Origin of the sequence: Hyphomicrobium sulfonivorans (genome assembly GCF_013306565.1) — a bacterium.
Taxonomy (GTDB): Bacteria; Pseudomonadota; Alphaproteobacteria; order Rhizobiales; family Hyphomicrobiaceae; genus Hyphomicrobium_A; species Hyphomicrobium_A sulfonivorans.
This window is the reverse complement of record NZ_PZPO01000002.1, coordinates 172186-193058: the sequence shown is the minus strand read 5'-3', so window position 1 is coordinate 193058 and position 20873 is coordinate 172186. Positions and strand designations below refer to the sequence as shown.

At 60.6% G+C, this 20873-nt stretch carries 22 protein-coding genes and 1 riboswitch; of the genes, 14 read left to right on the top strand and 8 right to left on the bottom strand.

Going from position 1 to position 20873, the window contains the following annotated elements; all coding sequences use genetic code 11:
- Positions 1–14: 14 nt before the first annotated feature.
- The 3 genes from C6Y62_RS06035 to hpt all read right to left on the bottom strand — a co-directional run bounded on the left by C6Y62_RS06035 (position 15) and on the right by hpt (position 2672).
- Complete coding sequence (locus tag C6Y62_RS06035; protein WP_173953197.1) at positions 15–1346, bottom strand: hypothetical protein; 1332 nt, start codon at positions 1344–1346, stop codon at positions 15–17.
- A 118-nt stretch (positions 1347–1464) separates the two neighbouring features.
- A complete protein-coding gene (locus tag C6Y62_RS06030; RefSeq protein WP_173953196.1) occupies positions 1465–1851 on the bottom strand; it encodes a response regulator in 387 nt (128 codons plus the stop codon).
- A 269-nt stretch (positions 1852–2120) separates the two neighbouring features.
- Positions 2121–2672, bottom strand: a complete 552-nt coding sequence (gene hpt, locus C6Y62_RS06025) for a hypoxanthine phosphoribosyltransferase (RefSeq protein WP_068464865.1) — start codon at positions 2670–2672, stop codon at positions 2121–2123.
- A 224-nt stretch (positions 2673–2896) separates the two neighbouring features.
- Here hpt and ftsE point away from each other — a divergent pair, with 224 nt between their 5' ends.
- The 7 genes from ftsE to C6Y62_RS05990 all read left to right on the top strand — a co-directional run bounded on the left by ftsE (position 2897) and on the right by C6Y62_RS05990 (position 10897).
- Complete coding sequence (ftsE, locus tag C6Y62_RS06020) at positions 2897–3553, top strand: cell division ATP-binding protein FtsE (protein ID WP_068464868.1); 657 nt, start codon at positions 2897–2899, stop codon at positions 3551–3553.
- Positions 3537–4643 (top strand): cell division protein FtsX, encoded by a 1107-nt coding sequence (locus C6Y62_RS06015; RefSeq protein ID WP_173953195.1) that lies wholly within the window; start codon positions 3537–3539, stop codon positions 4641–4643. Before ftsE ends, C6Y62_RS06015 begins: the two co-directional genes overlap by 17 nt.
- A gap of 190 nt (positions 4644–4833) precedes the next feature.
- Complete coding sequence (locus C6Y62_RS06010) at positions 4834–5487, top strand: YdcF family protein (RefSeq protein WP_068464872.1); 654 nt, start codon at positions 4834–4836, stop codon at positions 5485–5487.
- Between the two features lie 3 nt (positions 5488–5490).
- Positions 5491–6279, top strand: coding sequence for a lysophospholipid acyltransferase family protein (locus C6Y62_RS06005; protein ID WP_246274415.1), 789 nt, complete (start codon positions 5491–5493; stop codon positions 6277–6279).
- Between the two features lie 180 nt (positions 6280–6459).
- Positions 6460–6819, top strand: coding sequence for a hypothetical protein (locus tag C6Y62_RS06000; RefSeq protein WP_173953194.1), 360 nt, complete (start codon positions 6460–6462; stop codon positions 6817–6819).
- A gap of 787 nt (positions 6820–7606) precedes the next feature.
- On the top strand, positions 7607–10216 hold the full coding sequence (locus tag C6Y62_RS05995; RefSeq protein WP_173953193.1) for an adenosylcobalamin-dependent ribonucleoside-diphosphate reductase: 2610 nt from the start codon (positions 7607–7609) through the stop codon (positions 10214–10216).
- Positions 10217–10456: 240 nt separating this feature from the next.
- Positions 10457–10897, top strand: a complete 441-nt coding sequence (locus C6Y62_RS05990) for a hypothetical protein (protein WP_173953192.1) — start codon at positions 10457–10459, stop codon at positions 10895–10897.
- 730 nt (positions 10898–11627) lie between these two features.
- Here the strand turns inward: C6Y62_RS05990 and C6Y62_RS05985 are convergent.
- The 4 genes from C6Y62_RS05985 to hisC form a co-directional block, all read right to left on the bottom strand.
- Positions 11628–11801 carry a hypothetical protein gene (locus C6Y62_RS05985; protein WP_173953191.1) on the bottom strand — a complete coding sequence of 58 codons (174 nt, stop codon included), beginning with the start codon at positions 11799–11801 and terminating at the stop codon, positions 11628–11630.
- Between the two features lie 82 nt (positions 11802–11883).
- Positions 11884–12576 (bottom strand): gamma-glutamylcyclotransferase, encoded by a 693-nt coding sequence (locus tag C6Y62_RS05980; protein ID WP_338074330.1) that lies wholly within the window; start codon positions 12574–12576, stop codon positions 11884–11886.
- Positions 12573–13610: a prephenate/arogenate dehydrogenase family protein gene (locus C6Y62_RS05975; RefSeq protein WP_246274413.1), complete on the bottom strand. Its 1038-nt coding sequence runs from the start codon at positions 13608–13610 to the stop codon at positions 12573–12575. Before C6Y62_RS05975 ends, C6Y62_RS05980 begins: the two co-directional genes overlap by 4 nt.
- Complete coding sequence (gene hisC / locus C6Y62_RS05970; protein WP_173953190.1) at positions 13607–14710, bottom strand: histidinol-phosphate transaminase; 1104 nt, start codon at positions 14708–14710, stop codon at positions 13607–13609. The genes C6Y62_RS05975 and hisC overlap by 4 nt, the downstream gene beginning before the upstream one ends.
- Before the next feature lie 172 nt (positions 14711–14882).
- Positions 14883–14961, top strand: a riboswitch (SAM riboswitch).
- A gap of 88 nt (positions 14962–15049) precedes the next feature.
- On the opposite strand from hisC, the gene metX reads away from it, so the two are divergent.
- The 7 genes from metX (at position 15050) to C6Y62_RS05935 (ending at position 19620) form a co-directional block, all read left to right on the top strand.
- The gene (gene metX / locus C6Y62_RS05965) at positions 15050–16249 is read left to right on the top strand and encodes a homoserine O-acetyltransferase MetX (protein ID WP_068464883.1); all 1200 of its coding nucleotides are present in this window, start codon (positions 15050–15052) and stop codon (positions 16247–16249) included.
- Between the two features lie 4 nt (positions 16250–16253).
- On the top strand, positions 16254–16892 hold the full coding sequence (metW, locus tag C6Y62_RS05960) for a methionine biosynthesis protein MetW (RefSeq protein ID WP_068464885.1): 639 nt from the start codon (positions 16254–16256) through the stop codon (positions 16890–16892).
- Between the two features lie 161 nt (positions 16893–17053).
- Complete coding sequence (locus tag C6Y62_RS05955) at positions 17054–17464, top strand: AtpZ/AtpI family protein (RefSeq protein WP_068464890.1); 411 nt, start codon at positions 17054–17056, stop codon at positions 17462–17464.
- Positions 17465–17496: 32 nt separating this feature from the next.
- Entirely contained in the window at positions 17497–18216 is a 720-nt protein-coding gene (locus C6Y62_RS05950) for a F0F1 ATP synthase subunit A (RefSeq protein ID WP_068464893.1), read from the top strand.
- A gap of 86 nt (positions 18217–18302) precedes the next feature.
- On the top strand, positions 18303–18527 hold the full coding sequence (locus tag C6Y62_RS05945) for a F0F1 ATP synthase subunit C (protein ID WP_068464942.1): 225 nt from the start codon (positions 18303–18305) through the stop codon (positions 18525–18527).
- Positions 18528–18562: 35 nt separating this feature from the next.
- Positions 18563–19102 (top strand): F0F1 ATP synthase subunit B family protein, encoded by a 540-nt coding sequence (locus tag C6Y62_RS05940; RefSeq protein WP_068464896.1) that lies wholly within the window; start codon positions 18563–18565, stop codon positions 19100–19102.
- 20 nt (positions 19103–19122) lie between these two features.
- On the top strand, positions 19123–19620 hold the full coding sequence (locus C6Y62_RS05935; RefSeq protein WP_173953189.1) for a F0F1 ATP synthase subunit B family protein: 498 nt from the start codon (positions 19123–19125) through the stop codon (positions 19618–19620).
- Positions 19621–20182: 562 nt separating this feature from the next.
- Here the strand turns inward: C6Y62_RS05935 and C6Y62_RS05930 are convergent.
- Positions 20183–20839 carry a hypothetical protein gene (locus C6Y62_RS05930; protein ID WP_246274412.1) on the bottom strand — a complete coding sequence of 219 codons (657 nt, stop codon included), beginning with the start codon at positions 20837–20839 and terminating at the stop codon, positions 20183–20185.
- Positions 20840–20873: the final 34 nt, after the last annotated feature.

Below are 20873 nucleotides of genomic sequence, written 5' to 3'. Positions count from 1 at the left end.
CGCCAGCGCATAAATTATGCGACCTGCAGCTGCGCCCGTTTAGTATTCAAACATTGAATCAGAAACTCTGACAGAGTGTCCCATACCGCCATCAAATGTCGTGGAGATGGGGCGTATGTTAGAGAATGAATGTACCTGTGCATTGCTGACGTCGAAATTAATTCGTCACCGTTCGCAAAACGCTGGATCTCCTTCATGTACTTTTGCGAGATCAAACCCGCAGTTTCCAAATGGAGCGCCGACCGTTCTACCTTCTTCGCCAACCTATCGTGCTCCCCCGCGCCTGCACCGGGATTAGTTCGAAGGTAGTGATCTACAGCGAGCTCAAGAAAAACGCGAAGGCTTATCCCAACAGAATTCGGATAGCGCTCAACATGCAGCTGCTGGAGCTCATTCCAAATTTCTTTCAAACGAATTGTCGCGTTTGTCCAAGAAATCGCATTATTCATCTCATGTGGGATTAACGTCGAACGAGGCTGAACCAACATTGGCCTCGAGCGAGGCTGCGCCCGTTTTATTGGCGGAGCGCTATTAAACAAGACTGGCTGTAAAAGTTCGTCTTCCTTAGAAGGAAGCAATCCCTCATCTCGCAACTCAGAAAGATACGCGCGCTTACCTTCGTTATTCCAAATGTGGCTCAGCACAACCTTCTTAGTCATTAAGTCTTGTGCAATCCGATCAAGAACCCTAAGCACTTTATCTGGCGTCGCCGTAAAGCGAAGCTTCCCATTAGCAAAAGAAACTCCAACAAGTTTGCGCAGCTCCTCAGATGAGAGAAGCCGATTTAAGTTGGATCGAGGCAGATCCCCTTCAGCCGCAACGGCCCCCATTGATACCAGCCTCTTTTCTATCCCCGCGGCGAGGGTTCCCGAACCGCGACCGGTCCGTAAAATGAAATTCTGCTTCGCAGCTGCATCCCAGTCGCTCTGACCAACGCCTGACTGCGATCCTGTGTGTCGGCGAAACAGGATCTTGTCTATCCTTTCCCGGTCATCCTCGACCTGACACTTAATCGCTTCTGGGAAAGGTCCCTGCCAGTTGCCGCGCAACTTTTCAAAGAACCTGTGAAGTTCTAGTGTTGGCGCGGCACTCGGATTAGCAAGCAGCTTCAAACATGTTACACGCCTGTTTCCGTCATAAACGATGTGTTTGCGGCCCTGTAGCATAACAAGCGGTGATTCAAATATTCCTCCTTGAGCTACGATATCGCTAGCTAAATTTCGCATATGTTCTTCTCGGTGTGACAACAGCCACGCCACAGCAGTGCTCTCATCCGTGAGTTCACCGTGTCGATCATTGTGCGGATTCACTACGAGGTCTGAAAGCGGTAAAAGTGCTAGCTGCATTTGCGCCACCCGAATCGTTCGCCAAGCACAATCAGAGCGTCTATCCATCAATTTTGATAGCCGCGAACAGCAAATACTGTGGATGTCTGTCGACCGAGTTGGCGGAAAGCGCCGATAACTAACCCAACAGCCGCCTCACCCCCGCACGCACATCTTCAAGCGTGAACGGCTTTGAAATCACCGCCAGCTTCGTGCCCGCCAGCGCGCGGGCGCGATCGAGCTGCTCGGAAAAGCCTGACATCAGCAGCACACGCATCTGCGGCTGCTTCAGCGCGTGCTCGGCCAGCGAGATGCCGTCCAGCAGCGGCATCTCCACATCGCTCACCAGCACATCGAACGTATTCCCGCCGGCCTTCCCGCCTGCACCGCCGCCGCCAGCCTGCAACTGCTCCAGCGCCTCCGCGCCGTCCTGCGTGACCAGCACACTGTGGCCATCGGCCTCCAGCGCGCGCCGCACCAGATCGCGCGTCGATGCATCGTCGTCGGCAAGGAGAATGCGGGCCATGGTGATGGTGCCTCCGGGGCTTGAGTGCTTCCGGAAAAGTGGGAACCGCTTTTTCCGACAGAAGCACGACAGAACAAATCATCTGGAGTCTTCCCGCGGTTCAACGAAACGCTGAAAGGCTCAAGAGCATCTCTCAATGTCAGGAACCGCGTCGTCTTTCGTCCACCACACGCACCAGCACGCCACGCCAACCATCGTCGCTGTCAGTCATCACCCCGTCAGCGCCACGCGCACCACACACCCGCAGCCCGCGCCGCACACAGCTGCCCTTACGGCCGCACAAGCCGACCGACGAACGGCAGCTCGCGATAGCGATGCGCCACATCCATGCCGTAGCCGACCACAAACTCGTTCGGGCACAGGAAGGCATAATAATCGGGCTCAAGATTGACGGCCCGGGGCAGCTGCTTGTCGAGTAGCACGCAGGTGCGGATCGAGGCCGCGCCGCGCGCCGCCAGCAGGTCCTTTGCGAACGCCAGCGTGCGGCCGGAATCGAGCACGTCATCGACAATGAGAATGTTACGGCCGCGCGCGTCGAGATCGAGATCGCGCAGGATGGAAACCTGGCCTGACGAGATGCGCGCCTTCTTGTAGCTGGAGAGGGTCATGAAATCGACCTCCGGCGCCAGCCCGTGGCGGTGCAGCGCGCGAATCAGATCGGCCGCGAACACGAAGCTGCCCTTCAGGATCGCCACCACCAGCAGGTTGTCCAGCTTCGCCGCCGCGATCGCCTGCGCCAGCTCGTCCAGCCGCCGGGCGATGTCTTCAGGCGTGAAGATGACCTCAAGCTCGTTATTCGGTGCATTCGTCACGTCGTTCATCAGCTCCACCCCCAGCCCTGTCCCGCGCCTACCCGCATCATATGGCGGCAGAATAGCAGGACATTGCATCCCCGCGGCAATACCGCCATAACGGGTTTATTCCATTCGTGCGTCTCGCTGCACACGAACCCGCCACATTCGTACCCGATTGATCGGCAATTCCCGTGGTTTCCGTCGTCCCTGGAGCCTTGAGGCCCCGCGCTGCAACCGGCTAGCTGACATCCGTGATTCGCCTCTCGAACATCGCCCTCGCCTATGAGGATGGCCCGGACATCCTCTCGGAGGTGGACTTTCATCTGCGGCCGGGCTCGTTCCACTTCCTCACCGGACCATCGGGCGCCGGCAAAACCTCGCTGCTGCGGCTGCTGTTCATGTCGCGTCACCCGACGCGCGGGCAGATCCATCTGTTCAATCAGGACGTGAGCCGCATCTCCACCGCCAAGCGCGCGCAGCTGCGCCGACGCATCGGCATCGTGTTTCAGGATTTCCGCCTGCTCGACCATCTCACCACGTGGGAGAATGTCGCCCTGCCGCTGCGCGTCGTCGGCAAACGCCTCGGCGACTACCGCGAGGATGTGACCGACCTGCTGCAGTGGGTGGGCCTGGGCGATCGCATGCATGCATATCCATCCATTCTCTCCGGCGGTGAAAAGCAGCGTGCGGCCATCGCCCGCGCCGTCATCGGCAAGCCGGAGCTGCTGCTGGCCGACGAGCCGACCGGTAACGTCGACCCGCAGATGGCGCGCCGGCTGCTGCGCCTCTTTATCGAATTGAACCGGCTCGGCACCTCGGTGCTGATCGCCACCCACGACCATCAACTGATGCGGCAGTTCAAGGCGCCGCGACTGGAGCTTCACGACGGCCATGTCCGGATCGTATGACAGGCCGAGCGGTCGCGGGGATCGCAGTGGGTCGCACGCAGCGGCCGACTATGATCCCTATGACAGCACGATGACCGGGTCGCCGGATGGCTACGGCCAGCAGGGCTATGGCGCGCAGCCGGAGCCGACGCGCACCGAGCCACCGCGCCGACGCATCCCCTCAACGCGCGGCCGCAAGCCGAAGCACGAGAGCGCCAGCACGCCCGTGGTGCCGCCCGATTCGGTAACGGGCCGCTCGCTCACGCTCGTCATCGCGATCATGTGCTTCCTCGCCTGCCTCACCGCCGGCGCTGTCTACATGATCAACCAGTCGGCCAACGCCTGGCTGCAGGACATCGCCAGCGAAGTCACCGTGCAGGTTGAGCCGCGCGACGGCATCGACATGGAAAAAACCCTGCGCGATGCGGAGAATTTCCTGCGTGCGCAGCCGGGTATTGCCCGCGCCGACGCGCTCAGCCTTGAAAGCTCCACCAAGATGCTGGAGCCGTGGCTCGGCAAATCCGATGTGCTGTCCGAGTTGCCGGTGCCGCGTATGATCGCGGTCGAGATTGATCGCAGCGCTGCGCCCGACACCGATGCCCTGCGCGCCGAGCTGACGCGCAAATTTCCTTCGGCCACGCTGGACGACCATCGCCGCTGGCAGCAGCAGATCCGCACCGTGATGCGCTCGTTCGCGTTGGGTGGCCTGTTCATCCTGCTGCTGGTTGCGGCCGCCACCACGGCCATCATCATTTCCGCCACCCGCTCGGCGCTGGCATCGAACCGCGAGATCGTCGAGGTGCTGCATCTGGTTGGCGCCACCGACCGTTACATCGCCCGCGAGTTCGAGCGCCACTTCCTGCGCCTCGGCATCCGTGCCGGCATCGTCGGCGCCGCGAGCGCTATGGGCGTGTTTTTCGGCATGCCCTACATGATGCGCGTTTTGGGCGGCGGCGGCATGACCAATGCCGAGGTACACCGCCTGATCGGATCGGGCGGGCTCGACGCCACCGGCTACGTGCTGCTCGGCATCGTTGTCATAATCATATCCGCGCTGTGCATGCTCACGTCGCGATTTGGCGTCTTCCGCATCCTCAATGCCAAGCTGTAACAGGCTCCGCAAAGTTGCCGGATGCTGACCTGAATCGGTCCCCGACCTGCGTGCCCCGCTCCGGTGTGGGCAGGTGGTCGCTGCACCCTTGAGTGGCTGTCCCATTCGCCATCAAATCGGTTAGGGTGGTGCCGCGTTTTTAGATTGCAGACAGCGCGATGAAAGAAAGCGTAGGCGAATAGCCCTGGCAATGAGCAGCTTGTGGCGAGTTCTGGTTTTCGGGTCGGCGGCCATTGCTGTGCTGCTGATGCTGGGATTTGTTGTCTTCGCCAACGTCGTCACCAGCCCTGTCATGGAAGCCAACCCGAACGGCGATGCCATCGTTGTCCTTACCGGCGAAAGCGCACGCATTGCCGAAGGCGCCCGCCTCCTGGATGAAGGCCGCGCCGGCCGCATGCTGATTTCGGGCGTCTTCCCACGCACCGGCAAAAAGGCGTTGCTGGAGATATCCGGCCTGCCCGAAGACAAGTTCGATTGCTGTGTCGATATAGACTATGCCGCCCTGGATACCGTCGGCAACGCGCAGCAGACGCGCAACTGGGCCGCTGCCCATGGCTACAACAGCGTCATCGTCGTCACCGCCAGCTATCACATGCCGCGCAGCCTCGCCGAACTGTCCCTGGCGCTGCCCGATGTCGAGCTCATTCCGCACCCGGTGATGCCCGGCAGCTTTCCCACCTCGCATTGGTGGCTGAACACCGCCGTGACGCGCACGCTCATTTCCGAGTACCTTAAATTTCTGCCCCGTGCGGCCCGCCTCACCATGGCGCGGCTGGTGCGATCGGCCTCATCAAGCTCGGTCGCGAAGGAAGCAGCTGAGAGTTCGTCTGCCGGGATCTTTTAGCCCTTGTCCACCATCATCTATATCCGCTCGCTCATCTTCGCCGCGCTGTTCTATGTCGGCACAGCCGTTTTCGTCATCGGCGGCTTTCCGCTCATGTTCGGCCCGCGCCGCTGGGCCATGGCTGGCCTGAAATGCCACGCGCGGTTCAGTCTGTGGCTGCTGCGCTGGATCGCGGGCATCCGCATGGAGGTGCGCGGACGCGAACGGCTGCCGCAAGCGCCCCACCTCGTCGCCGCCAAGCATCAATCCGCATGGGACACCTTCGCCCTCATCCCCATTTTCAACGACCCGGCGATGGTCATGAAATGGGAGCTGACGCTCATCCCGTTCTACGGCTGGTTCTCGCGCAAGTTCGAGCACATCTTCGTCCGGCGCGATCGCGGCCCGGCAGCCCTGCGCCGCCTCATCGCCGACGCCAAGGATCGCGCAGCAGCCGGCCGCGAAGTGCTGATCTTCCCCGAAGGCACCCGTCGCGCACCCGGCGCCCAGCCCGACTACAAATCCGGCGCGGTCGCCCTTTATGAAGGCCTTGGGCTTCCCTGCGTGCCGGTAGCGCTCAACTCCGGCCTCTACTGGCCGCGTCGCCAGCTCATGCGTTATCCTGGCACCATCGTCGTCGAGATCCTCGATCCGATCCCCGCTGGCCTATCGCGCGCTGCCTTCCGCACCGAGTTGCAGAGCCGCATCGAAGCCGCGTCCAATCGCCTGATCGCCGAAGCATCCCGCTCCGCGAACCCGCCGCCGATTCCCGCTGATGTCCTGGGACGCGCCGAAGCCGCCACGTCCGAATAGCCCCGCAGCAACCCGCTTACAAACTCGGACGCTACGAGACTGCTGGTGACCGCCGCCGCCCCGCGCCGGCCATGCTTTACAAAAACAAAAGCGCCGCCCTGGAGCGGCGCATTTCACATCTGCCGCACGCAATTCATGCGGGATGCGAAAAACTCTATCTAATTTCACAACTACTTCTTTTTGGCGGCCGTTTTAGTTTTCACGGATGCGGACTTTGTCTTCGCCGGAGCAGCAGAGCTGCGGCGTTCAACAACCGCTGTTTTCGCTTTGGTCGCCGCCGGAGCCACGAATTTACCCGTGGCCGGTGCTTTGCCAGAGCTCTTAGTGGAAGAAGCTTTTGCCATGTCGAACCTCGTCGATCTGGATACAGAACGTCAGCGTCGCAATCACACGCAATGCAAAGAGCAGCATGAACCCGAAATGTGGTGCTGCGATTGCGGCTGTATCACATTCTACCAGTGGTCCACCGGCGCTATTCAGTGTGCTGCATGTAAAGTTGTGCAGAACGGCCTCGATGCGCCATCATTGCCACGTCGTTGAGCAGCACCCGTCGCTGCCTTCAATCATGCTTCGACTTCCCTGCTCACGCACTGGCCCCAAGCCCAGTTGGTTCTGCCCCTCCTACACTCGCTCACTTCCCGCAAATCACCCGGATGCATCTATCCGCTGGCGTTCGAGCGTCTCCTCACATCTGCGCACGATAGAAGAGCGCATTGAACCTCGGCCGCAGTTGCGCAACAGCACTGCAACATCGGCGTCGTGCGTGCTTGGCGGACCGCCGCGCTATGCTGCTCGAGGCGATAGCCGACATTCCAGATCGCCCGCGCGCTCGGCCGACCGGCCCGATATTCACGTAAAACCCATCATTGCCACCATGCGCACACGCCTTCGCGCACCCCGCTCGACACCGCACGCCCGGCCTGTTCACAGCTGAGCAGCCCTTAGTTGCTGTGCGCTGCTTCCGTGCCCATTGTCTGGTTACGCCTGACCTCACAGCACGAGATCTTCCTCTTCTCTGCCTCCTATCTCTGAAGCTATGGCATCTGCAGTGCTCCGCTACCGCACGCGATGACGTTCACTGAACACGCAAGCTGTACGGGTTCTTGCTTCCCCCTTCGTTCAAAGGCCCCAGCCTCATCCTCTCCAAGACCGTACTTTCCAATCCCGACACCCATGCCCTCTATTCCGCGCGCTGACTGTCATCCTCTGCAGCCTAGCCACAGCCAATCATTTGCGCAAGAACATTTAGCGATCATAGTGGGAACATTTGATTGACGTGTAGCTCCCGCATTCCTATATTGAAAGAAATGAGTGCCAGGATGGTCCGATGTCTGATGTAGGCGACTTTCCAGCCCCAATTTCCCGCGAAATATGGGGCAGCAAGTACAGGTTTAAGGATGCACACGGTGCCCCGATCGATGGTGCGCTGGATGACACGTTCTGGCGTGTAGCCAATGCCGCCGCCGCACCAGAAAAAGGGCGGAAAGCACGGTCCAAGTGGGCCAGCCGCTTCCACTCAGCCATGTCTGACTTCGGCTTTCTGCCCGCAGGGCGTGTTCTCGCGGGCGCTGGCACCGGCCGGCAAGTCACGCTTTTCAACTGCTTCGTCCTCGGCCGCATAGAAGACGATCTGTCCGCCATATTCGACGGCGTGAAGGAAGCTGCACTCACGATGCAGCAGGGCGGCGGCATAGGTCACGACTTCTCCACCCTGCGCCCACGCGGCGCCGCCGTCGCTTCCATAGGCGCCGATGCCTCCGGCCCAGTGAGCTTCATGGAAGTGTGGGACGCCATGTGCCGCACGATCATGTCGGCAGGCAGCCGGCGGGGCGCCATGATGGCAACGCTGAGATGCGATCATCCGGACATCGAGGCTTTCATCGATGCCAAATCCGACCCGCTCAAGCTGCGCAACTTCAACCTATCGGTGCTCGTAACCGATGCCTTTATGGCCGCCGTGCGCGCTGACCAGCCGTGGGATCTCAAGTTCGAAGGCAAGACGTATCGCACAGTCTCAGCACGGGCGCTTTGGGAGCGCATTATGCGCTCCACCTATGACTTTGCCGAGCCCGGCGTCATCTTCATTGACCGCATCAATGCGCGCAACAACCTGCACTATTGTGAGCAAATAAGCGCCACGAACCCCTGCGGAGAGCAGCCTCTTCCGCCCTACGGCGCGTGTCTTCTCGGTTCGATCAATCTTGCCCGGCTCGTCGAGCATCCGTTCACCGATCGCGCACGGATTGACCTGAAGAAGCTTAGGCAGCGGGTGGCGGTGGCCGTTCGCTTCCTCGATAACATCATCGATATTTCCAACTATCCGTTGGCAGCTCAGCGGGATGAAGCTTTCGCAAAGCGACGTATCGGCCTTGGCATAACAGGGCTTGCCGATGCGCTCATTTTCTGCGGGTTGCGTTATGGCTCTCCCGAAGCAGTCAACGCCGCGGAGAGCTGGATGTCAGCCATCCAAAACTCAGCCTATGCCGCTAGCGCCGACCTTGCAGCTGAGAAAGGCGCATTTCCACTCTATAAGGCCGATGCATTTCTTGCCTCGCCCAACGTTGCACTGCTGGACAAGGACGTGCGCAAGGCGATCCGCCAGCATGGCATTCGTAATGGCTGCCTCTCCTCGATCGCACCGACAGGGACAATCTCATTGCTCGCGGGCAACGTTTCCAGCGGCATTGAACCCGTGTTCGATTACCGTTACACGCGGCGCATCCTGGCCCGCGACGGAACTAGCCACGAAGAAACCGTTGAGGACTACGCTTACGCTCGCTTCCGGGAACGCTTTGGCGCAGATACGCCACTTCCCGCCACCTTCGTGCGGGCGTCTGATCTTACGCCCGGAGAACATCTGGCGATGCAGGCAGCGCTGCAGCCCTATGTCGACAGCGCCATCTCCAAGACCATCAACTGCCCGGAAGACATCCCGTTCGATAACTTCAAAGATGTATATCTCAGCGCGTACGGTTCAGGCTTGAAGGGGTGCACCACCTACCGTCCCAACCCAATCACCGGGTCGGTCCTGCAATCGATCCAGCAAACCGCTGCCGCTGCCCCATCCACGCCCTCTCCCGGCGCTGCCGCTGCTATGCCATCGACTGCCGGTTCGCCTTCACCCCATTCTGGGGTCGAGGAAGCGGCTTCAGGCACAACACTAGGCGCTACGCCTCGCCCCGCAGTCCCATATCTGGAGCCGGAGCCATCGCCACTCTCCTCAACGCATGACTTCGAAGGCGAGGGTTTGACGCGCGAGCTTGGCACTTCAGCTCTCCGCAACTCCACCGCCGGCCACGACGGCGTCGTCTACATGGCTCAACCGCTGCAGCGCGAGCCGGTGCTGTCCGGACAAACCTACAAACTCAGGTGGCCAGCCAGCGACCACGCGATTTACGTCACCATCAACGACATCGAACAGATTGTGCCGGGAACGTCACAAAAACGTAGGCGACCGTTCGAGATTTTCATCAACACCCGCAACCTTGAACACTATGCATGGACAGTCGCGCTCACGCGAATGATCAGCGCGGTGTTCCGCCGTGGCGGCGATGTCAGTTTCGTCGCGGAGGAATTGAAAGCGGTATTTGACCCGCAGGGAGGCCACTGGCTCGGCGGCCGCTACGTACCCAGCCTGCTGGCTGCCATCGGCGAGGTCATAGAAAACCACATGCGCCGCATCGGTGCTCTCAGCGGTTCCAGCGCGGCACCGGCTGAGGCCCGCGATAACGACACCGCGAAATCCGCTGCCGGACACGCTGCTCACTCACTGATCAGTTCTAGCGAACGCGCGCCTTCACGCAGCAGTGCCACACCATCAGCGGAACAGACTGCGCGAGCTCCCATCAAATTGTGCCCGCGCTGCTCGGACGCCGATTACGTGCAAAGAGAAGGCTGCTGGACATGCAACAGATGCGGATTTTCCCGTTGCGGGTGATTGGCGCTGAAAGTCCATAAACGGACACTAACGGTCAATTAAATTATTGCTCCGCGCCGGCGCATCAATGTCTGCGACACGCCGCAAGAATGCATTCACTTTGCCCAAAAAACACTGACATCGAGCCACAATTAAGCTCGAAACCACGTTCATCGTTAAGGAATGAACCCTAGGCTGGCACGAAAAGAAAAGAGCGTCGAACACAGCGCGCGCCGCAAGGCCGCGAAGGGAACATCAGTAATGGTTGCGCGTATCATTGAGCTGGCCGTGTATCGGGCACAGCGAACCCTAGCTAACCGGGAAGTTGCTGAGAAAGCCGCGCTCGCGAAGGAGCGAGCAAGCTTCCACTTCTGGGCCGGCGCTTCAGGCAAGCGCTATGTGCATCACATCTACAGCCTGCGTGAATGCCCGGCATTGCCCGCCGCAAATTATGTGCTTGTTCGCCGACATGAAGACGGCCGCGCAGAAGCGCTTGCTATCGGTCGCGTGACGCACGAGGCTGACACTCTGAACCTCGCAGAAATTCGTCAGCGCGGTGCCGAGCTCGCCGCCGACGAGGTGCATGTCCACCTACTGGCACCGTCGAACAAGATCAGCAAGTTGATTGAGTTCGATCTGCGCACGGCCCAGGCACAGACTGAGCTGAACGTAGCGAGTGCGGGCTCCAATCGCCTCCACTGAACCCGGCTTGTCGAAATATTTGGTCACCCAGACAGACGCGTTAGCTGCGTGCCTCAAGACGTGGCTTCAACGCGAAGCAAGCAGCTCTCTCGTCCGGTATTGCCTGAACTGCGCGCGTGGAAACGCGCGCGATCCGATGCGCGGCATTGGCGCCTGAACGCTTTAGACCCACGAAGCCGCAGTATGAAGCATCGATCGCATCAAAAAGGCTAAGGTGACAGCGCGACACTGTCAGCAACTGGGGCGGCCGCTTTCTCCGGCAGCATCGAATCTCTTGGATCGCTCTTCGCGACAGCATTCCATGCTGAGCCAGATCTCTGCCAATGCGAAGAGGTTGAAAACCTGCGCAGCTAGAGGCGAACACGAACCGCGATAGCGGCTGAACTAAACCCGCTCCCGCATCCTCCAGCGCTGCGGTGTCAACCCGTCGGTGCTCAGGCCGCCAGGCCACGTCCACGCCATGAGCGCGCGAAACACTGTGAAATCATCCACATCGGCACAAGGATTTCAGTAGATTTGCGAAAGCCGGCCACAGCATCACCGGCGATAGGCGCGGCCAAAGCAATAATCGCGGCATCGCCTGGGAATGCGTTCACGTGCCCTAGCTAAGCACCGCCTAGCCCGCCGCGGCGACATCGGCCACAGGGAGGCCGATCCATCGCGTTGAAAATGCCATCCTGCGCTTGCGGCGCGCATTGCCGCGCAAGTCGGATCTGGCCGCGGGCGGGGTTCAGCGCGACAGCTCGCCCGCGTCATTGCAAACTACAACGCGCCCCAGATGATGCCTGGGCTTCGAAACACCCGCCGAAGTGTTCTGGTAAAGTATGATGTCGACCTTGGAGGCGACGAGCCCGAGAATCTCGGCTGCGTGGCTTTCGATGCGATCCGCGCGTCTTGTCTCCACCTTGCGCCCGCGGCGACAACGCCCGGGTCGCGCCAGCGGCGCACCCAACTTGATCGCTATCGATGCGACAACCCCGAGCCGCTCAGCTGCGGCGCGCGCTCAGTACCGAGCGGTAGCAGAAGCGCTGCGCGTCGCCCGATTGCAGCGGCCGCACCTTTACTGGACTGCGCTCGAATTCCCGCCCCATCGCAATGGCACTGGCGCGCGTATCCCGGTTGCCGGGGCCACGACTCGCGTAGGTCCCAACAAGCCCCATCAAGCGCTCAAGTTCGCGCTCGCGGATGCCAAGCTTGGTAAGGTGCGCCACGGTGCTGGCGAGATAATCGATGTTATTGCCTGAGCGGCCAATGCCACCGCGGACCAGATGCGCCTGCTCCGCCAGCGCAAGCCTGCCTGCATAGCTTGGATGCGCCGGCTCGACGAGATAGGCGAGCGCCTGCACTTCGGTGTGATCACGCTCAAGCAGCGTGAGCGGCACCAGGGCCTCGCGATAGACACTGGCAACTTGCTCGCGCTCACGCAGATAGCGCAGCGTTTCGCGTTCCGCTTCGGGCGCAACACGGAACGCAAGCCCTTCACACACGCCGCCGCGATCAAGCCCCAGCACAAGACCGGGCCTGCGTGGCGAACCGCGATGGAAGCGCGAATAGATGCAGAAGCTGCGGCGCCAGCCGGTCAAACGCGCGTGTACGACTTCTTCCGCCTCGAACCCCGGCCGCCACATCAGCGAGCCGTAAGCGAAGATCCAGAGGTCGTGCTGGCCGCGTCTGCTCAACTGCGTGACCTACCGCTCGCTGCCGTTCCACCCGACGCGCTTGACGCGTCGGCATCTGCGTCCGCGCGCTTATCGCCCGGCTGCGCAACCTTGTGCGCACGGCCGAAGTCCGGCGCCGATGTATCCTGACCGGCCGCCACAATGCCACGCCGAATGGCTCGCGCTTCAGTGAAGCGGCGGAACAGCGTATCGCCATCACCGGCTTCGATCGCTCGTTTCAGTTCATCGAGATCTTCCGAGAACCGTCGCAGCATCTCCATGACACCGTCGCGATTGCCGAGGAAGATATCGCGCCACATGGTTGGATCGGACGCCGCGATACGGGTGAAATCGCGAAAACCACCGGCGGAGAACTTGATCACTTCCTTGTCGGTAACGCGCCCAAGGTCTTCAGCCGTGTTGACGATGTTGAACGCAATCAGATGCGGCAGGTGCGAGGTGATAGCCAGAACCATGTCGTGATGGCTCGGGTCCATCACTTCAACCTTGGCGCCCAGCGCTTCCCAGAACGTGCGCAGCTTTTCGACCGCCGCATCGTCCACGTCCGGCGTAGGCGTCAGGATCGTCCAGCGGCCGTCGAACAGTTCCGCAAAGCCCGCCTCCGGACCGGACTGCTCTGTACCCGCGATGGGATGCCCTGGCACAAAGTGCACACCAGCAGGCACGTGCGGAGCCATGTCGCGCACCACCTGCGCCTTCACCGAACCGACGTCAGTGAGGATCGCACCATTGGCCAGATGCGGCGCGATCTCAGCCGTGATCGGCCCGCACGCACCGACAGGAACGCTGAGAATTACAAGGTCTGCGCCCTCAACCGCTTCGGTTGCGCAGGCATATCCCTTGTCGATCAGGCCAAGACGCAGTGAAGTTTCGAGCGTTGCAGGCGTGCGTGCGCTGCCGACAATTTCGGCTGCCAGTCCGCCACGGCGCATCGCATGACTGATCGACGAGCCAATGAGGCCGATGCCGATCAACGCCACGCGCTTGAACATCGGCGCTGCAGAAGCCGACGCGGTGGTTTGCTGCTCGCTCATACACTGCCCGCCATAAAATCCGTAAGCGCCGTTGCTACGGCGCGGTTGTCATCCACTGAGCCGATGGTGATGCGCAGGCAATCGGGCAACCCGTAGGAAGCGACTTTGCGCACGATGATGCCACGCTGCTTCAGATAGCGATCAGCTTCGTTCGCAGTGCGCGCCCCTTCATTCGGGAAGTGCACCAGAATGAAGTTGGCAACGCTCGGCGTCACCTTCAGCCCCAGCGCCGCGATCTCGCCCGTCAGCCACGCAAGCCAATGCTCATTGTGCGCCACTGACATTTCTTCGTGCGCGCTGTCTTCAATGGCGGCAGCACCGGCCAACAACGACGGCACGGAAAGGTTGAACGGACCGCGAATGCGATTGAGCACATCGGCCACCGCTTCCGGGCAATAGCCCCAGCCGATGCGCAACCCTGCAAGGCCGTGAATTTTCGAGAACGTGCGCGTCATCACTGTATTGTGCGTCGTCGCGACAAGCTCGATGCCGGCTTCATAGTCGTTGCGGCGGACGTATTCAGCATACGCCGCGTCCAGCACCAGCAGCACATGCGGCGGCAGTTGCGCGCGCAGCGAACGGATCTCGTCGAACGACACATAGGTGCCGGTCGGATTGTTCGGGTTAGCGAGAAACACCATCTTGGTGCGCTCGGTCACGCGGTTCAGAATGGCATCGATGTCGGTGCGCAAACCGGTTTCGGGCGCGACGACGGGCGTTGCTCCGTTGGCCAGAATGATGATGCGATACAGCAGAAAGCCGTGCTGTGTGTAGATGGCCTCGTCACCTTCGCCCAGATAGGCATGCGCCAGCATCGTCAGCAGCTCATCGGAGCCTGCGCCGCAGATGATACGCGCAGGATTGAGGCCGTAACGGCGCGCGATCGCCTCGCGCAGCTTGGTCGCCGCGCCGTCGGGGTATCGCTCAAGTGCAGCATCAGCGGAGCGATAGGCTTCAACCGCCTTCGGGCTGGGGCCGAACGGCGTTTCATTCGACGACAGCTTGATCGGCTTGATGCCAGCCGGCAGGCTGCTTTCGCCTGGCACGTAGGGATCGATTTCGAGAATGCCGGGCTTGGGCTGGGGCGCAGCGAGGGTCATTGCGGGCTTTCCGGATGTATGGAGCCTTTAGTTTTCAGGCGCGGGAAGTGATACAGACGCCGAAAGCGAAACGCAAAGCTTTGCACGCCAATAGACTGGCGTTGATTGACGCTGCGATCTGATGTGCAGGGCCCGACACTTGACGTTAAGGCGCCCATGCCGATATTTCGATGTCAGATGTCGTGGTGATTTGGCCGGCCGGCTTGCAACCACGTTAAATAAGTCGCTAAAAAGGGCCGCGCGCACCCGGTTAACGGATGAGGCGGCCTTCTAGGTCCTCAATATCCGGCCGGTTTTTTTATGCCTCGGTTGATGCCGGGGCCTGGAGTGCGCGGATCAATGTCGGTGCCCCCGAATTTTGCGAATACCGACACCGGTAGCGGGTCTCGCCAACGGCTGACCGAAGCAAACAACCCGTCCAGCAAGGTGCTGCGTCTGCCGCAGGATCAGCCGCTGCGGCTGGCATGCGACCAGTTGCTGGCGCCGATCTCCATCGCCTATGAGACCTATGGCGAGCTCAACGCTGACAAATCCAACGCCATTCTGGTTTGCCATGCGCTGACAGGCGATCAGTACGTCGCCTCCGAGCATCCGGTGACGAAAAAGCCGGGCTGGTGGTCGACACTGGTGGGGCCGGGCAAGCCGGTGGATACCAACCGCTACTTCGTCATCTGCTCCAACATTCTCGGCGGTTGTATGGGCTCAACCGGTCCGGCATCGATCGATCCCGCGACCGGCAAACCCTACGGGCTGAATTTCCCGGTCATCACCATCGGCGACATGGTGAATGCGCAGGTGCGCCTGATCGATCACTTCGGCATCGACCAGCTTTTCAGCGTCGTTGGCGGATCGATGGGCGGCATGCAGGTGCTGGAATGGGCGGCGAGCCACTCTGAGCGCGTGTTTTCGGCCGTGCCGATCGCAACCGCACCGCGACACTCATCGCAAAACATCGCCTTCCATGAGGTCGGCCGCCAGGCAGTGATGGCCGACCCGGACTGGTGCGGCGGCGACTATCATTCCCACGGCAAGGTGCCGCGCAACGGGCTTTCCGTGGCGCGCATGGCTGCGCATATCACCTATCTGTCGGAAGACGCGCTGCACCACAAATTCGGCCGCAACCTGCAGAACCGTTCGCAGCTGACGTTTTCGTTCAACGCCGACTTCCAGGTGGAGAGCTATCTGCGTCATCAGGGCTCGACGTTCGTCGACCGCTTCGATGCCAACAGCTATCTCTACATCACGCGGGCGATGGACTATTTCGATCTCGGCGCCAGTCGCGGCGACGTGCTGGCGAATGCGTTTCGCGGCACAAAAACGCGATTTTGCGTGGTTTCTTTCACCTCCGACTGGCTCTACCCAACGCGCGAAAGCCGCGCCATCGTGCATGCGCTGAATGCAGTTGCCGCCAATGTTTCCTTCGTCGAAATCGACAGCGACAAGGGTCACGACGCCTTTCTACTGAAAGAGCCGGAATTCTTCGCCACCATCCACGGTTTCCTTAGCTCAGCGGGCGTGAAGCGCGGTCTGAAGGTCTGACGCGATGCAAAAAGCCTTACAATATCCGGGAACGTCGCGCGTCGATCATCAGCTCATCGCCGAAATGGTCGAGCCCGGCTCACGCGTGCTGGACGTCGGCTGCGGTGACGGCGCACTGCTGCAGTTGCTGGCTGAAACCAAGAACACTGACGGTCGCGGCGTCGAGCTCTCGCGCGAGAAGGTGAATGCCTGTGTGATGCGTGGACTGTCGGTCATCCAGGGCGACGCTGACCGGGATCTGGCCGACTATCCGGATCAGGCATTCGATTACGCCATCCTGAGCCTCACCATCCAGGCCACCCGGCAACCCAAAACCGTGCTGGAGAACCTGCTGCGGATCGGCCATCGCGCGATCGTGTCGTTCCCGAATTTCGGCCATTGGCGCATCCGGACCGAGCTGCTGTTCACCGGCCGCATGCCGCGAACGCGCAACCTGCCGGAGCCCTGGTACACGACAGCGGATGCACACCTGTGCACAATTAAGGATTTCGTCGATCTGGTTGCTCTGATCGATGCCGAGGTTGAGCAGGCCGTGGCCTTCAATACCTCCGGTCAGCGGCTGCCGATTCGCAAGTCGATCTCGCTGCAGAACCTGTTGGGAGAAAAGGCAGTTTTCCTGCTGCGCAAGCGTGGAGCCGGCTAGTGTCAACCGCCATTGCGGCTGCGCGGTTTCGCCGTACCCAAACGCACCCCAAAGCTTGGCCGCGTTTTCTTGACACCCCTAGGGGGCGTCACTATGGTGCGCGCCGTTGATAAGACCTGCCGTTTGGGACGCCTCAGAAACACAATCGGGCCGGTGAAACCATGTCCTCAGAAGGGAAAGACCTACCCCCGGGACAAGGCGAAATCAGCCCTGAGGAACGCGAGGCGTTTCGCCAGCGCTCGGCTGCTATCGGGAAGCGACTGGATGATGTCCAGACCCGCCGATCCACAGTAAGCCGTGCGGATACCAACAAGGCCCGGGGCGAAGCTTTCGCCAAGGCTTTTAGGTTTGCCGCGGAGCTGGTTGCTGGTGTAGGCGTCGGTGGGTTTATCGGGTGGGCAATTGACGGCCAACTCAATACGCGGCCGTGGTTCATGGTTCTGTTCGTAATCCTCGGCTTTGCCGCAGGGCTTTCGAATTTGATCCGGGTTGCACGGCAGGAACAGGCAAAACAGCAAGCATCGCAGCTTGCATCGCCGTCCGTACCGGACGACGATGAAGACGACAGGTAGGGGATTCGACCGTGGCAGCCGGACATGGTCCTATGGAACAGTTCGAAATCAAGCGGATCATTCCGCTGGAACTGTTCGGATGGGATATATCGTTCACTAACGCGTCGCTGTTCATGGTTCTGGCAGTGGTGCTGATCCCGCTCTTCTATCTTTTCGCCATGAATCGCCGGGCTCTCGTGCCAGGTCGGCTACAGTCGATCGCCGAGCTCAGCTATGAATTCATAGCCAACATGATCAAGGACATCGTCGGCGAAGGCGGGATGAAGTATTTCCCGTGGATCTTCACGATCTTCATGTTCATTCTCACGGTCAACATGCTGGGCCTGCTGCCCTACTCGTTCACCGTCACCAGCCATATCATCGTGACCTTCGCCCTTGCGGCAATGGTCTGGCTGGTCATCACCGCGATCGGCTTCATGAACCATGGCCCCGGCTTCCTGAAGCTGTTTGTGCCGTCGGGCGTGCCGTTCTGGCTGCTTCCGATCATCGTGGTGATCGAGCTGATTTCCTATCTCATCCGCCCGATCAGCCATTCGGTTCGTTTGTTCGCCAACATGATGGCTGGACACGCGATGCTGAAGGTCTTCGCCGGCTTTGTCGTCGGTCTGGGCGTTCTTGGTGGCTGGGCGCCGCTGGTGTTCCTTGTTGGATTCACCGGTCTGGAACTCGTCGTCGCCTTCCTTCAGGCATTCATCTTCACCGTGCTGACCTGCATCTATCTCAACGACGCAGTGAACATGCACGAACACTGACGCTATGAAGTCCGGTCAACGGGTCCGCCCGGGCCGGACTTCATCGTACCTGATCCCAGCAAAAAACCCTTATGGAGACTACGACCATGGATCCTCAGGCAGCTAAGTTCATCGGTGCCGGCCTCGCCTGCTTCGCGCTCATCGGCGCTGGTATCGGCATCGGCAACATCTTTGCCAACTACCTCTCTGGCGCTCTGCGCAATCCGTCTGCCGCTCCCGGTCAGTTCACCAACCTGCTGATCGGCTTCGCTCTCTGCGAAGCGACCGGCCTGTTCGGCCTGCTGATCGCGCTGATGATCCTGTTCGCCTAATCGGCAACGGACCAACACGCGCTTAGGAGGATAGCATGATCGCAGCTGTCTCAGCTCTCGTCGTAGCCGCCGCAGCGGCTGCGCACGGGGAGGGGTCAAGCGGGTTGCCACAGCTCAACCCGGCGAACTTTGCCCCGCAGCTTTTCTGGCTCGCGGTCAGCTTCGTCATCCTTTACCTGATCCTGTCGCGCTCAACGCTGCCGCGCATTGGTGAAGTGCTTGAGGAGCGTCGTGATCGCGTTCAACGTGATCTCGACGCCGCCGAACGCTTCAAGGGCGAGACGGACAGCGCGCTTGCCGCCTATGAAAAGGCGCTGGCCGATGCCCGTCAGAAGGCTTCTTCGATGGCCAAGGACGTCCGCGATCGTCTCGCGGCCGACACCGAAGCCGAGCGGAACCGGGTCGAGAGCGAACTGGCTGCCAAGATCTCGGAAGCGGAGGCGCGCATCGCCGCCACCAAATCCAAGGCCTTGGCCAGCGTCGATGATATCGCCGCTGAAACCGCGACCGCAGTCGTCGGCAAGCTTCTCGGCGAGGACGTAAGCCCCGCCGAGGTCAAGAACGCGCTGCAGTAAGCAGCCTAGTGAGGACGCCGATGCATTTCGATTTAGCCGATCCGACCTTCTGGGTGATGATCTCGTTCCTCGGGTTCGTCGCTCTGGTGCTGTACTACAAGGTCCCGGCAATCATCGGGAAAACGCTGGACCAGCGAGCCGATGCCATTCGGAACGAGTTGGATGAAGCCCGCCGCCTGCGTGACGAAGCGCAGGCACTGCTGGCCGACTATCAGCGCAAGAGCCGCGAAGCCGAGAACGAGGCCAAGGAAATCCTCGAGCAGGCCAAGCGTGAAGCGGAGGCGCTGACAGCGCAGACCCGTGAGGCTCTGACCGAATCGGTTGAACGTCGCACCAAGTCTGCCGAAGAAAAGATCGCCCGGGCGGAAGCTCAGGCCATCGCCGATGTGCGCTCGTCCGCGGTTGAGAACGCAATTTCAGCCGCTGAGAAAATCCTGAAATCGAAGGCTTCTGCGGCGACCACCGCAGCCGGCCTGATCGAAGCAGGGATCAAGGATCTGGGTGGCAAGCTGAACTAACGGATTGTGCGGGTTCGCCCGTTTCATCCTTACACTCGCTACACAAATTCAAACGCCTCGGACCTCACCGTCCGGGGCGTTTTTGTTTTGCGTTTCGGTCGTAGAAGCGGCCCCATAAGAGTCGGTCGGTCTCGCTGCCCTGCCCGCTTCCAAGTTCAGTGGAACGCGCATCAGTGTGCGCCCAGCGGGCAGAGAAGCCTGCAAGGAAAGCTACACGCTGGCAGACCTTCGAGGGCAACAACGTCGGCACCAGCTAACGTGATCACAAGGGAGCGGGGCGTTATTCTCTGCTCTTCGACGACCATCGACGGTGACCGTCAGCAGAGAAACGCCATCGCTGCCCTTGGACGGATACCGCCAAAAAATCTGAGAACATCGGCGCTGCGAACGCAGGCTCCCGTTTTCGGCTCACCACACAAAAGGATGTGGCTTTCAGAGCAAACAGCGAAGGCCAATTGTGCATCTTGCGATGTGGCTGAAGCGCTCCGTTTCCAGTCGGGAGCTCAGCGCCAACGCACAATGCTCCGGGACATCAGGCGGCCCGGGTTCTGCAAATGCGTTATTAGCCGGCGCCTTGGGCGTTCTGGTCAAAGCCGACGAACACTTCATATTCGCCAGGGCGTGTGCCCTCAGGAATATCAAACGTTACCGAGCGCACTGTCGAGAAATAGCCAATCGGATTGTCGACCGCGACGCTCGCATCGACGCTGACGGAATCGCCGCTGATGCGGGCACGTTTGGCGTCAGTGACTACAACGTTGATCGGCAGGCGCACGTTGCCGGCATGGCCGCGCGGACCGAGCAGCACACGGCCGGAGAAGCCGTAGCGCACCGTTACCCTACCGGGCTCGATGTGGCATTCGCGTGCGGTCTTGGTGATTTCACCGCGATGCATGATCGCAAGGCCGTCACCGGCACGACCATTTTCGTAGATGGTCAGATGGCCGCCGTGAGGCGATATGCTCAAACGCGGACAACCATGCGCGACCTCACCGACTGCGGAGCCGCTGCCGCCGTCGGATTTGGCGGCGGAAAGTAGCTGTTCTTCGCTGACGCCGGTGGCACCGGTGGTCTGCGAGGAAGACCCGCCGCCGAACATGCCGCCACCGAGACCGGACGTGATGGAAGATATGCCGCACCCAGCCAGCGACACCGCACCGAGTGCCAGCAGAGACGCACACACCCCCGTGCGCGCAGCATTAAATACGGCTAGCCTCATCGTGCCCCGGATTGACCCTGTGTTGGCCCCTTCT